This is a genomic window from Micromonospora sp. SD19 (genome assembly GCF_054462275.1).
In genome coordinates, this window is sequence record NZ_JBTLMN010000007.1 from 294,401 (window position 1) to 307,392 (window position 12,992).

Consider the following 12,992-nt stretch of genomic DNA (forward strand, 5'->3'; position numbering starts at 1 on the left):
GCCGGTGTCTCCCGAACTCATCGCCGTCCTGGCGGTGATCGCGGTAGCCCTGGCGTTCGACTACACCAACGGCTTCCACGACGCTGCCAACGCGATCGCGACAAGCGTCTCGACCCGCGCGTTGACCCCCCGGATCGCGCTGGGGCTCGCCGCGGTCGGCAACTTCGTCGGCGCGCACTTCGGCGCCGGAGTGGCCAAGACCGTCGGCGACGGCCTGGTCACCCTGCCCACCGGCATCAGCAGCCTGGGGGTGGTCTTCGCCGGGGTGCTCGGCGCCATCGCCTGGAACCTGATCACCTGGTACTTCGGTCTGCCGTCGTCCTCCTCGCACGCGCTCTTCGGTGGTCTGGTCGGGGCGACCCTGCTGTCCAGCGGCGGCATCGTGCAGTGGGTCAACATCGGCGAGAAGGTCATCCTGCCGATGGTGCTCTCGCCGATCGTCGGTCTGACCCTCGGCTACCTGCTGATGCTGGCCATCCTCTGGATGTTCCGGAAGGGGCAGCCGGGCAAGCTCAACCGGGGCTTCCGGTGGGCGCAGACCGCCTCGGCCGCCGCCATGTCGGTCGGTCACGGCATGCAGGACGCCGCCAAGACCATGGGCATCGTGGTGCTGGCGCTCTACACCGGTGGTTTCCAGGAGAGCAAGACGCACATCCCGGGCTGGGTGTTCTGGACCTCGGCGACGATGCTGGCCCTCGGCACGTACGCCGGTGGTTGGCGGATCATCCGCACCCTCGGCCGCAAGATCATCGACTTGGGGCCGCCGGAGGGCTTCGCCGCCGAGACCGTCGCCAGCGCGGTGCTCTACTTCAACGCCCTGGTGCTGAAGGCGCCGATCTCCACCACCCACACCATCACCTCGGCGATCATGGGTGTCGGCGCGACCAAGCGACTCTCCGCGGTTCGCTGGAACGTGGCCGGCAACATCGTGCTGGCCTGGATCATCACGTTCCCGGCCGCCGCACTGATCGCGTGCCTGACCTACCTGCTGGTCCGGCCGCTGTTCGGCTGAGCGCACGAAAGGGCCCCCGGTCACGGTCTCGCCGTGGCCGGGGGCCCTTTGCCTGTTCAGACGTACCGGACGCCGATCTGCTCGCGGACCGTGTCCAGCAGGGCCATCACCTCAAGGGTGGTGGCATGCGGCACCACCGGGCTCTCGGTCAGGCCGGCGGCCAGGCAGCGCTGCACCTCGATCGCCTCGTACTGGTAGCCGTTGCCGGCCTCGTCCGCTGTGAACGTCTCCGGCTCGGCGCCGGCCCGGTGCAGTGTGAACGAACCCGGTCGGAAGAACGGCTCCGGCACGTCGATCCGCCCCAGGGTGCCCGTGATCGAGGCGGTCTGCCCGCTCAACCCGACCATGCCGCAGCTCAACGTCGCCAGCGCTCCGGTGTCGTAGCCGAACAGCATGCCGGTGTTCTCGTCCGTCCCCTCCGGGCCGAGCTGTGCCCAGGACCGGATGTGCTGCGGCACGCCGAGCAGCAGGTGGGCCAGGCTGATCGGGTAGATCCCCAGGTCCAACAGGGCGCCTCCGCCCAGCGCCGGGTTGCGCATCCGGTGCTCCGGCGGGAACGGCCCGGCCACCCCGAAGTCGGCCCGGACGCCGCTCACCGTGCCGATCGCCCCGTCCGCGATCAGCTCGACCATCCGCAGGATCATCGGGTTCAGCCGCATCCACATGGCCTCCATCAGGAAGACCCCGGCGGCGCGGGCGGTGTCCACCAGCTCGGTGCTGGTGGCCAGGTCGAGGGTGAACGGCTTCTCCAGCAGCACTGCCCGCCCGGCGGTCAGACAGGTCATCGCCGCCTCGTAGTGCGCGGAATGCGGGGTCGCCACGTAGATCGCGTCCAGCTCCGGGTCGGCGGCCAACTCCACCCAGGAGCCGTAGGCGCGCTTTGCGCCGTACGTGTCAGCGAAGCGCTGTGCGCTCTGCGCGGCGCGGGAACCGACCGCCACCAACTCGGCGTCCGGCACCAGCCGGAGGTCTTCGGCGAAACGGCTGGCGATGTGGCCGGTGGCCAGGATGCCCCAACGAGTCATGCCGAAACGCTAACCGAGCCAGCTGAACCGCCCGCTGCCCGGCCCGCTGCCCGGTCTGCGGCCCTGCTGCCACACCCCGACCCGGCGCCTCGGGCCTGACGGCCTGACGGCCTGATGCCTCTGAGGCATTTGGATGCCTCAGAGTCATCACGCTCAAATCGTCGACCGAGCCACCGCTCATCGCCCCAGCGCGCGGCCGGCGTTCCGCTGTCGGGAACTAGGCTCGCGGCATGACGATCGACAGTGCCGGCTTCGCCGCCCCGGCAGCCCTGGTCGAGCACGCCCGCCGGTTCCAGGCCGAGGGTGGCACCCCGGCCACGCCGCGGGTCGCGGCCACCGTGCTGCTGCTGCGCCCGACCGATGCCGACTTCGAGGTGTACGTCATCCGCCGGGTCGCCGCGATGACGTTCGGCGGGATGTACGCCTTCCCCGGCGGTGGGGTGGACCGCTCCGACTCGGAGGCGCACCTGGACTGGGCGGGGCCGACACCGGGCGAGTGGGCGGGCCGGCTCGGCGTGGCTTCGGACGCCGCGCAGGCGGTGGTCTGTGCCGCCGCGCGGGAGGTCTTCGAGGAGGCGGGTGTGCTGCTCGCCGGCCCGAACCGGGAGACCGTGGTGGGCGACGTCAGCGGCGACGACTGGGAGGCGGCCCGGCAGGACCTGGAGGGTCGCCGGCTGGGCTTCGCCGCGCTGCTCGCCGACCGGCAGCTCACCCTCCGGTCGGACCTGCTGCTGCCGTGGAGCCGGTGGATCACTCCGGAGTTCGAGCCGCGGCGCTTCGACACGTACTTCTTCGTGGCCCTGCTGCCGGCGGGGCAGCGGACCCGCGACGTCTCCGGCGAGGCCGACCACACCCTGTGGATCCGGCCGGCGGACGCGCTGGCCCGCGCGCGGGCCGGGGAGCTGACCATGCTGCCACCGACAATGGTCACGCTGGCCCAGGTGGCGGCGGCCGGCGACCTGGCCGGTGTGGCGCGGGCGGCGGCCGACCGGGACGCCGCCACCCCGATCACCCCGCGCCTGGACCTCCCCCCGAACGGCGAACCCCGCTTCGTCCTCGCCTGACCCGCACCGCTCGCGTCCCGCCCCTCAGCCAAGATCGCGACCCGCACCGCTCGCGTCCCGCGCCTCAGCCAAGATCGCGCTCGAACAGGGAAGTAGTGGCCTCACGGCGCGCCGAGACCACTACAACCAGGATCGAGCGCGATCTTGGCAGGTTCCTCGTGGAGCGGGAACCGGCGGCTCAGCCGAAGCGGCCGGTGATGTAGTCCTCGGTCTTCTTCACGCTCGGGTTGCTGAAGATCTTCTGGGTGTTGTCGTACTCGATCAGCCGGCCCGGGTCGCCGGTCTTCTCGATCGAGAAGAAGGCGGTCCGGTCCGACACCCGCGCGGCCTGCTGCATGTTGTGCGTCACGATGATGATCGTGAACTTGTCCTTGAGCTGGAACATCAGGTCCTCGATCGCCAGCGTGGAGATCGGGTCCAGGGCGGAGCACGGCTCGTCCATCAGCACGACCTGCGGCTCGACAGCGATGGTCCGGGCGATGCAGAGCCGCTGCTGCTGACCGCCGGAGAGGCCCGCGCCGGGCTTGCCCAGCCGGTCCTTGACCTCGCCCCACAGGTTCGCGGCGCGCAGGGCCTTCTCGGCCGCGTCCTCCAGGATCGACTTCTTGCGGACCCCGTTGAGCTTCAGCCCGGCCACCACGTTCTCGAAGATGCTCATGGTGGGGAACGGGTTCGGCCGCTGGAAGACCATGCCGATCGTGCGCCGGACCGCCGTGACGTCCACGTCCCGGTCGTAGATGTCCTGGTCGTCGATGGTCAGGCTGCCCTCGACCCGGGCCCCCGGCAGCACCTCGTGCATCCGGTTGATCGACCGCAGGAACGTCGACTTGCCGCAGCCGGACGGCCCGATGAGGGCGGTGACCGTCTTCGGCTCGACCGTCAGGTTGATGTTCTCGATCGCCTTGAAGCCCCCGTAGTACGCGGTGACGTTCGTGGCGGAGACGCGCTTGGCCATGGTGGTACCTCCGGGGTTCATCGGCTGAGCCTGTTGCGACGGGCCAGCAGCTTCGCCGCGATCGTCAGGATGAGCACGAGGGCGACCAGGGTGAGTGCCGCGGTCCACGCCCGTGCCGGGGCGTACTTCGACGCGTCGCCGGCCTGCTGGTAGACGAAGAGGGACAGCGACGACTGGTTGTTCTCGAAGGGGTTGGTGTTGATCGCCGCGCCACCGCCGGCGACCAGCAGCACCGGCGCGGTCTCACCGGCCGCGCGGGCGATGGCGAGCATGACGCCGGTGACGATGCCGGGCAGCGCCGTCGGCAGCACCACCCGCAGGATGGTCTTCCACTTGGGTACGCCGAGCGCGTACGCGCCCTCGCGCAGTGGCGCCGGTACGAGGCGGAGCATCTCCTCGGTGGACCGGACGATGGTGGGCAGCATGAGCACGCTCAGCGCGAGCGCGGCGGCGAAGCCGGAGAAGCTGGGCCGACCGTCGTTGAACCACGGCGACACGATCAGCACCCAGAACGCCAGCACGAAGAGGCCGGAGACGATCGACGGGATGCCGGTCATCACGTCCACGAAGAACCGGATCGCGAAGGCGAACTTGCCCCGCCCGTACTCGACGATGTAGATCGCGCAGAGCACGCCGAGCGGGACGGTGATCAGGGTGGCGATACCAACCTGCTCCAGGGTGCCGACGATCGCGTGGTACGCGCCGCCGTTGGCGTCCCGGGCCCCGATGTTGTTCATCGAGGTCTGGAAGAAGTTGGCGTCCAACCGGCTGGCGCCCTTGCTGACCAGCGTCCAGACCACCGACACGAGCGGCAGCACCGCCAACACGAAGGCGGAGTGGATCAGGGCGCTCCAGGTGCGGTTGCGGGCCGAGCGGCGCCCCTCGACCGCGTTGGCGGCGGTGAAGAGCCCGACCAGGTAGAGGATCGCACCGAGGACGACCACGAGGACCGGGCCGCCGACGCCGGCGCCGTAGACGATCACGGCGGAGAGCGCCAGGGCCACCACGGCGATGGCCGGGGCGGCGTACCAGGGCAGCCGCTTGGCCCGCAGCGAATCGGGCTGGGCCGGCGGCCGGGTGCGGTGGGAGGTGGCGGTTGTGGTCATGCGGCCGACTCCGTGAACTCCCGGCGGCGGTAGATGATCGCCCGCGCGGTGATGTTGACGATCAGCGTGATGGCGAACAGCACCAGGCCGGAGGCGATCAGAGCGCCACGGCCGGTCGCGTTCGCCTCGCCGAACGCGTTGGCGATGTTGGCGGCGATGGTGTTGCCGCCGTTCTGGATCAGGTTGAACGAGATGCCGAAGGTGATGCCGAGGGTCAGTGCCAGGGCGATGGTCTCGCCGAGCGCCCGGCCGAGGCCGAGCATCATCGCGGCGATGATGCCGGGGCGGCCGTAGGGGAGCACCGCGGTGCGGAGCATCTCCCAGCGGGTGGCCCCCAGGGCGAGGGCGGCCTCCTCGTTCGCGGTGGGCGTCTGGAGGAACACCTCGCGGGAGAGCGAGGTGATGATCGGCAGCACCATGATGGCGAGCACCAGGGCGCCCAGCATGACGGACGCCCCGAAGGGGCCGTCGCCGCCGAAGAGCGGGATCCAGCCGAAGTGCTGGTTCAGCCAGACGGAGAAGTCCCGGACCGGGCTGCTGAAGACGTCCCGTCCCCAGAGGCCGAAGACCACGCTCGGCACGGCGGCGAGCAGGTCGACCAGGAAGCCGAGCGTGGTGCCCAGCCGGCGGGGTGCGTAGTGCGAGAGGTAGAGGGCGATGCCCAACGCCACCGGCACCGCCATGAGCAGTGCCAGCGCCGAGCTGAGCACGGTGCCGAAGGCGAGCGCGCCGATGCCGAACTTCGGCTGTGTCTCGTTCGGAGACCAGCCCTCGTAGGACCAGAAGTTCTCGGTGTTGGCGCGTAGGGCCGGCACCGCCTTGACGACCAGGAAGATCGCGATGGCGGCGATGATGACCAGAACGGCGGTGCCGGCGGCCAGTGTGAGACCGCGGAAGGCCCGCTCGGCGCCGAACCTACGGCTGCGCGGCAGCGCGCCGCCGCCGCCCAGCCCGGTGCCGCCCGGGGTACGGGTGCTGACTGGTGCCTCGGCCACACGCGCCGAGGCACCGGCGGGCCACTCGTGACTCTGGGTCACGCGCGTCCCGCCGGTGCCGGCGTCGGCCGAGCGGTGGGGGGTTTCACCCATCTGCTCGCTCGATTCGATTGCGGAGTGGTGTCGGTCAGGAGATGTTCTTGACTGCGGCCTCGACCTTGGTGCGGACGCTCTCCGGCAGCGGGGCGTAGCCCAGCTCGGTCATGGCAGCCTGGCCCTCGGTGCTGGCGGCGTAGCCCAGCAGACCCTTGACCAGCGGCAGCTTGTCGGCGGCGAGGCCCTTGCTGCAGACGATCTCGTACGTCGCCAGGACGATCGGGTAGGCCCCGGCCTCCTTGGTGTTGTAGTCGATCGACAGCTTGAGGTCGTCGCCCTGGCCCTCGACCTTGGCGCCGGCGATGGTCTTGCCGGCCGCCTCGGCGGTCAGCGCGGCGAACTCGCCCGCACCGTTACCGATCTTGGACATCTTCAGGCCGGCGTTCTCGGCGAACGACCACTCCATGTAGCCGATCGAGCCGTCGGCACCCTTGACCCGGCTGGCCACGCCGTCCGAACCCTTGGCACCGGTGCCGCCCGGGGCCTTCCACGCCTTGGCCTTGCCGAAGGTCCAGTCCGCCTCGGCGGTCTTGGAGAGGAAGTTGGTGAAGTTGTCGGTGGTGCCCGACTCGTCCGAGCGGTGGACGGTTTGGATGGTGGTCGCCGGGAGCGTGGCACCCGGGTTGTCGGCCTTGATCGCGGCGTCGTCCCACTTGGTCACCGTGCCGGCGAAGATCTTCGCCAGGGTGGCCGGCTTGAGCTGGAGGTTGTCCACGCCGCTGACGTTGTAGGCGACGGCCACCGGGCCGATCACCATCGGCAGGTGGATGGCCTTGCCGCCCACGCACTTGGCGTCGGCCTGCGGCTGCTCCTCCGGCTTGAGCGCGGAGTCGGAGCCGGCGAAGTCGGCGGTCCCGGCGATGAACGCCTGAATACCGGCGCCCGAGCCGCTGGGCTCGTAGTTGATCGTTACACCCTGGCACTTCTGCTGGTACGCCTTGATCCACTCGGCCATGGCGTTCTTCTGCGCCGACGAGCCCTGGGCGTTCAGCGTGCCGGTAGCGCAGTCGACCGCGGCGGCCGAGCCCGAAGCGCTGGCGCCGGAGGCGGGCTCGTTGTTGTCCGAGCCGCATGCGCTGAGACCGAGCGTCGCAGCAAGGGCGAGGCCGGCAATCGCGCCGTACCGCTGGAGCTTCACCTGAGGGGTTTCCCTTCGCGTCTGACTTGGCGCCCCGATCCGGGGCCCGAGGACCGGCACTGACCGGCTGACACGAAAGTTAGAAGTGCCAGGTAGCCGGTTCGCCGGTCGCAAGTGAACGCGAGGTGAACACGTACGGCCGTTGAGGTGACCGCTCGCTGAGGGTGAGTTGTCCGTTAAGTGAACCGGGATGCACCTGTCGGAAGTATGGGTATATTTCCGGTTCGCTGTTATGTCGCCGACGCCCGGCCGTTACCCGCCGGTGACCCGCTCGGCGCGACGGCGGACGGTCAGCCCAGGTGGTAGTTGATGTGCGCGGACCAGCGGGCGAAGCCCAGCCGCTCGTAGAGCGCGACGGCCCCGGTGTTCGAGTCGTCCACGTAGAGCATCACCCGGTCCAGGCCGCGCTTGTCCCGCAGGTGCGCCAGCCCGGCGGTGGTCAGGGCCCGGCCGAGCCCGCCGCCGTGCGCGGTCGGCTCCACCCCCAGCACGTACACCTCGCCGATCCGGGCCGACCCCGGCCGCTCGTGCACCTTGGTCCAGTGGAAACCGAGCAGCCGGCCGGTAGCTGTCTCCTCGGCGAGCAGGAAGCCCGCCGGGTCGAACCACGGCTCGGCGAGGCGGACCCGCAGGTCGTCCGACGTCCACCGGCCCTGCTCGGGGTGCTCGGCGAAGGCCCGCGCGTTGAGGGCCAGCCAGGCCGCGTCGTCCGCCCCGGGTCGGAACGCGCGCAGCGTCACCCCGTCGGGCAGGCGTGGCTCACCCAGCGGGGCGGCCAACGGTCGGCGCAACTGCCAGAGCACCCGGGCCCGGGTGAAGCCGAGGTCGACGGCGAGCGCGGCGGCCGACGGGTGGTCGCCGTGCGCCCACGCCCGCAGCGGCCCGGTGGCCGAGGCGAGTACGCCCCGGGCCAGCGCCCGGCCGGTGCCCCGTCGCCGGTACGCGGGGTGCACCACCAGCTCGACCCCGATCCCGTCGACCGGGTCGGTGGTGTCCAGGTGCGCGTACCCGGTGAGGGTGCCGTCGTCGGCGCGGGCGATCAGGTGCACGGCGGCGGCGTCGGGGTCGCGCAGCCGGAGCAGGACGTGTTCGTCGAGCGGGTCCGCCCCGTCGGTGTCACCCGCTGAACTGGCGAGGGCCAGTACGTCGGCGATCTCCGCCGCTGCCAGTCGGTCGGTCCGGGTCACCTGGTCGCTGGTCGGCTCCGCGCTGCTCATTCCGCCACCGTATCCGCTGCGTGTCGTGACGCCCGGACCGTCGCCGCAAAGCCGCGGCTCAGGTCGGGTCGGTGGGGAGGGCCTCCAGCTCGAAGCGGGCGGTCAGGTCGGGCAGGATCTGGCGCAGCGCGTCCACCGTGCCCTGCCGGTCCCCACCGGCGTCGTGCAGCAGCACCACCGAGCCCGGTTCGGCCTGGCTCAGCACCGTCGCGGTGATCTTGTTGGCGCCGGGCAGGTCCCAGTCCGACGGGTCCACCGACCAGTGCAGCGGGGTCATGCCGAGCTGCCGGGCCGTCGACACCACCGGGTACGTCCAGGCCCCGCCCGGCTGGCGGTACCAGACGATCGGGGCGTTCGGCACCGCCGCCCGGATCGCTGCGTTGGTGCGAAGCAGGTCGGAGCGGATCGCGTCGGCCGACCGGGCGCCCAGGCCGACGTCGTGGTGCCAGGAGTGGTTGCACAGCGTGTGCCCGTCGTCCACTATCGACTGGACCAGGTCGGGGTGGTTCTGCGCGTTCTCGCCGACCACGCAGAACGTGGCGCGCACGTCGTATTCGCGCAGCAGGGCGAGGACCTGCGGGGTGTAGCGCGGGTCCGGCCCGTCGTCGAAGGTCAACGCGAGCCGCGGCGTGCCGGTGGTGGAGTGCGCGCCGAACAGTTTGTCGCCTCCGGCGTCTCGCCCGGATCCGTCCTGGCCGGTTTCGACCGGGCCGGCGCTGCTGCTGGCGCCCGGTGTCGCGCCCGGCTCACCGACGCTGGGTTGGTCGGCGTAGTGCGGCCCGTCGGCGTTCGTGGTGACGCCGGCGGTGTGCGGCGGCGTCTGGTCGGGGACGAGGCTGCGGCCGAGCACGTACGCGGAGCCGAGCAGGCCCGCCACCACCAGCGTCACTATCCCCGCGGCCCGCGCGGTGGAGTTGCCCCCCGTCACGACTTCCGCCCGGCCCGCCGGTCACGCCGGCCCGTCGCCCCCGTGTTCAGTGCACGCACCATCGCCCCTTTCTCCGACAAACCCGGCAGTCAGAATAGAGCCGCCAAGCTGCGCAAAAAGGGCATATGGGAAATCGCCCGGGGTGGTCCGCGAATCAGACCGGCACTGGGGCGTGCTCCGCCTCGGGAAGCGACCGCGACGGCGGAACGACGAACTTGTAGCCGACCTGGCGGACGGTGCCGATCATCGACTCGTACTCCGAGCCGAGCTTGGCGCGCAGTCGCCGGACGTGCACGTCCACCGTGCGGGTGCCGCCGAAGTAGTCGTAACCCCAGACCTCGCGCAGGAGCTGGTCGCGGGTGAACACCCGACCCGGGTGCTGGGCCAGGAACTTCAGCAGCTCGAACTCCTTGTAGGTGAGGTCGAGCGGGCGACCCTTGAGCTTCGCCGCGTAGGTGTCCGGATCGATGGTCAACTCGCCGGCCCGGATCGAGCCGCCCGCGCCGGCGGTCGCGTTGCTGAGCCGGCCCACCGCCAGCCGCAGCCGCGCCTCGACCTCGGCGGGGCCGGCCGAGGCGAGGATGACGTCGTCGACGCCCCAGTCGGCGTTGAGCGCGATCAGACCGGCCTCGGTCACCACCGCGACCAGCGGCACGCCGAGCCCGGTGGCGTGCAGCATCCGGCAGGTCGCCCGGGCCTCGCTCAACTCCGATCGGGCGTCCACCATCACCGCGTCCGGGCTCGGGCCCGCGACCAGGGTGCGAACGTCGCGCGGCGCGGTGCGGACCGAGTGCGGCAGCAGGTCGAGTGCCGGCAGCACAGCCGACGGTTCCCCTGCACGTGCGGTCACCAGCAGCAGGATCTCCACGATCACCTCCGTCCCGGCGGCGCGAGGCCGCACGCGACCAGTCGCACTCGTCGGGGAGTGCGCTGAGAAATTGCGTGGTCCCGGCGTCGCTGACGGGCGGGTAACGCGTTGAGCGTAACTGATCGCCTCGGCCGCACCGTCAGGCCAAATCCTGTTTGTCTATCTTGCCCCTGATCGTGGCCTGGTTTTTAACGTCGCTGAAACCCGTGACCACCGCGGCGGGCGGTCGGTCTGGCACGATCGGGTCGTGTTTCCCTCCACCTCGCCCGAGGCCGGCCGTGAATCGTGGCCCGCCGGGTCCCAACCGGGCCCGGCCGCCGCACCGACGCGCGGCCAACCGCCCGCGCCGCGTACCGGTCCGGCCACCACCGACGGCGATCGCCGCGAACGGGGTGGGCCCCGCCGGGCCCGTCGCTCCGGTGAGCCGGCCCGCCGATCCGAAGACGAGGTCGACGAGCCGGAAGAGGAGGTCATCCCCCCGGTCGAGGTGCACCGCCAACTGGCGCTGACCATCGCCGGCTTCGCCGCGCTGCTCGGCGTCGGCCTGGTGCTCGGTGCGCAGACGTCGGGCCCCGGCCACCGGCTGCCGTTCGCCGCCATCGTCTTCGGCGTCCAACTGCTGTTCGTGCTCGCCTGGACGATGGCCATGCGCCCGCCGGCGTTGCTGGTGGTCGCCGGGATCAGCGCCGTGGTCGCGGCGCTGGCCGACACCGCCGCGGTGCGGACCGACGTCGCCGGCCTGGCACCGCTGGGATACCTGGCCGTCGGCGGGTTCCTCGCCGCGGTGCTCGGCCAGCTGGTCCGCCGGGTCGACCGGGTCCGGGTCACCGACTCACTCGGTGCCACCCTGCTCATCGTGGTCGGGGTGGTGGCCCTCGGCACCCTGATCGTGCTCAGCCGCATCCCGGCCGGCACCCAGGCGATCACCGTCTGCCTGACCGCGAGCGGTGTCGCGCTCACCGTCGCCCGGCTCACCGACGCCGTCCTGCCGTGGCCGCGGCTGGCCCCGCAGGTGCCCCGGGGCGCCGCCGGCGTGGTGGCCGGCGCGATGGTCGGCACGCTGACCAGCGCCCTGCTCGGCAGCTACCTGGTAACCCCCTTCACGCCAACCCGGGCCGCCGTGATCGGCCTGGTCGCGGCGGTCACCGCCGTCCTCTCCGACCTCGCCGTGGGGTACGCGGAGGCGGGCCGGTTGATGGCCGGTGAACCGCCCACGATGTGGGTGGCCCGGCACATGCAGGGTCCACTCGGTGGCTTCGCTCTGGCGGCGCCCGCCGCGTACGCCATGTGCATGCTCTTCCTCTGAGTCACGGTTGAGCGCGGAGCCGGTCGGGTACCTACGGGTGCGCCGCCCTGCGGCGTCGGTACGAACGCCCCGTCGCGGCGCGACGGGCGGAGACAGGAGGCGGCGTGGCGCGGGACTATCCGGTGGACGAGGCGCGACCCCGACGGCGTGGCCGCAAGCTGCTCATCGGGCTGTTCGTTCTGCTCCTGCTGCTGGCGGGGTTGCTGGTGGTCGCCGACCGGGTGGCGGTCGGGGTTGCCGAGCGGACCATCGCCGACCGGGTGCGGCAGGAGATCGCCAAGCAGGGCGCGCAGTCCGCCGCCCCTGAGGTGGAGGTGGGCGGAGTCCCGTTCCTCACCCAGGTGCTCGATGGCCGTTACCAGCGGATCACCATCAACCTGCGGGACGTGCAGGCCTCGGTCGAGGGCGACGCCGTCCGGCTGCCGGTGCTGGACGTGACCGCCCGTGACGTGCGCGCCTCGCTGGACACCCTGCGCACCGGCCAGGGCGACATCGTGGCGGACACCGTCAACGGCGCCGGCACGATCAGCTACGAGAGTCTGGCCGCGTTGCTGAACCGCCCAGGGCTCACCCTCGGCGAGCAGAACGGCAAGCTCACCGTCACGGCCCCGGCCGACATCCTCGGTCAGCGGCTCACCATCAGCGGCACCGCCGACGTCACCGTCGCCGACAACGGCGCGGTCGCGCTGCGCTTCAACGACCTGGACGCCGCGGGTCTGCCGAACCTGCCGCTGGCCCGTGCGTTCCTGAGCAACTACGCCAAGAGCATCTCCATCGACGTGCCGCTTCCGGAACTGCCGTTCCAACTCGCCGTCCGGGAGGTCCGTCCACTGCCGGAAGGGCTGGCGGTCACCGCCGACGCGAAGAACGTGCCGATCAACTCGGTCGGCTGACGCCGGAGGCGCGGTGGGACGCCGAAATCCTTGGCAGGCCCGTCGATTCCCGGATGGTGGTCGGCTGAGTGGCAGCTCGGTCACTGGCTGGTAGGCTCCCTGGCCATGGGGACCCACCTCACCAAACGGCGCGCGGTCGACCTGTGCCGCGTGGCCACCTGCCTGTGTCGCCCCGTCATCTGACGGCGGGGCTGTCTCCGGCCGCCTGACGGCGGCCACCGGCACAGGGTTCTCGCACCCTCCGGTTATCCCACCGAACGCCCGGCAGCGGCGCCGTCGCACGAACCCGTGATCCCGTCCTTCAGCTGGGTCCCGCGCGTGGTGCGACAGATACGTCAACCGATTCGCGCGCGTTGGCTCACCATCCATCCTCACCAGGGAGTGATTCG

At 71.3% G+C, this 12,992-nt stretch carries 13 protein-coding genes; 5 read left to right on the top strand and 8 right to left on the bottom strand.

Features of this window, described 5'->3' with window-relative positions; all coding sequences use genetic code 11:
- Positions 1-4: 4 nt before the first annotated feature.
- A complete protein-coding gene (locus ACX27O_RS23375; protein ID WP_030327783.1) occupies positions 5-1,012 on the top strand; it encodes an inorganic phosphate transporter in 1,008 nt (335 codons plus the stop codon).
- A 56-nt stretch (positions 1,013-1,068) separates the two neighbouring features.
- Here the strand turns inward: ACX27O_RS23375 and ACX27O_RS23380 are convergent, their stop codons facing one another.
- Entirely contained in the window at positions 1,069-2,037 is a 969-nt protein-coding gene (locus ACX27O_RS23380; protein ID WP_030327782.1) for a Gfo/Idh/MocA family protein, read from the bottom strand.
- A gap of 230 nt (positions 2,038-2,267) precedes the next feature.
- On the opposite strand from ACX27O_RS23380, the gene ACX27O_RS23385 reads away from it, so the two are divergent.
- Positions 2,268-3,101 (top strand): NUDIX hydrolase, encoded by an 834-nt coding sequence (locus tag ACX27O_RS23385; RefSeq protein WP_030327781.1) that lies wholly within the window; start codon positions 2,268-2,270, stop codon positions 3,099-3,101.
- A gap of 178 nt (positions 3,102-3,279) precedes the next feature.
- Here the strand turns inward: ACX27O_RS23385 and pstB are convergent, their stop codons facing one another.
- The 7 genes from pstB to ACX27O_RS23420 all read right to left on the bottom strand — a co-directional run bounded on the left by pstB (position 3,280) and on the right by ACX27O_RS23420 (position 10,410).
- A complete protein-coding gene (gene pstB / locus ACX27O_RS23390; protein WP_030327780.1) occupies positions 3,280-4,056 on the bottom strand; it encodes a phosphate ABC transporter ATP-binding protein PstB in 777 nt (258 codons plus the stop codon).
- Between the two features lie 17 nt (positions 4,057-4,073).
- Positions 4,074-5,162, bottom strand: a complete 1,089-nt coding sequence (gene pstA, locus ACX27O_RS23395) for a phosphate ABC transporter permease PstA (protein WP_030327779.1) — start codon at positions 5,160-5,162, stop codon at positions 4,074-4,076.
- Positions 5,159-6,250 (bottom strand): phosphate ABC transporter permease subunit PstC, encoded by a 1,092-nt coding sequence (gene pstC / locus ACX27O_RS23400; RefSeq protein WP_030327778.1) that lies wholly within the window; start codon positions 6,248-6,250, stop codon positions 5,159-5,161. Before pstC ends, pstA begins: the two co-directional genes overlap by 4 nt.
- Positions 6,251-6,284: 34 nt before the next feature.
- Positions 6,285-7,391, bottom strand: a complete 1,107-nt coding sequence (gene pstS, locus ACX27O_RS23405) for a phosphate ABC transporter substrate-binding protein PstS (RefSeq protein ID WP_030327777.1) — start codon at positions 7,389-7,391, stop codon at positions 6,285-6,287.
- Between the two features lie 290 nt (positions 7,392-7,681).
- Positions 7,682-8,608 (bottom strand): mycothiol synthase, encoded by a 927-nt coding sequence (gene mshD, locus ACX27O_RS23410; RefSeq protein WP_030327776.1) that lies wholly within the window; start codon positions 8,606-8,608, stop codon positions 7,682-7,684.
- 58 nt (positions 8,609-8,666) lie between these two features.
- A complete protein-coding gene (locus tag ACX27O_RS23415) occupies positions 8,667-9,536 on the bottom strand; it encodes a polysaccharide deacetylase family protein (RefSeq protein ID WP_036410602.1) in 870 nt (289 codons plus the stop codon).
- A gap of 154 nt (positions 9,537-9,690) precedes the next feature.
- Positions 9,691-10,410, bottom strand: a complete 720-nt coding sequence (locus ACX27O_RS23420; protein WP_209444464.1) for a winged helix-turn-helix transcriptional regulator — start codon at positions 10,408-10,410, stop codon at positions 9,691-9,693.
- 241 nt (positions 10,411-10,651) lie between these two features.
- Here ACX27O_RS23420 and ACX27O_RS23425 point away from each other — a divergent pair, with 241 nt between their 5' ends.
- The 3 genes from ACX27O_RS23425 (at position 10,652) to ACX27O_RS23435 (ending at position 12,786) form a co-directional block, all read left to right on the top strand.
- The gene (locus ACX27O_RS23425; protein ID WP_030327773.1) at positions 10,652-11,710 is read left to right on the top strand and encodes a hypothetical protein; all 1,059 of its coding nucleotides are present in this window, start codon (positions 10,652-10,654) and stop codon (positions 11,708-11,710) included.
- A gap of 104 nt (positions 11,711-11,814) precedes the next feature.
- Positions 11,815-12,603 carry an LmeA family phospholipid-binding protein gene (locus ACX27O_RS23430; protein ID WP_210862595.1) on the top strand — a complete coding sequence of 263 codons (789 nt, stop codon included), beginning with the start codon at positions 11,815-11,817 and terminating at the stop codon, positions 12,601-12,603.
- Positions 12,604-12,708: 105 nt separating this feature from the next.
- A complete protein-coding gene (locus ACX27O_RS23435; RefSeq protein WP_310503780.1) occupies positions 12,709-12,786 on the top strand; it encodes an Ms5788A family Cys-rich leader peptide in 78 nt (25 codons plus the stop codon).
- Positions 12,787-12,992 lie beyond the last annotated feature (206 nt).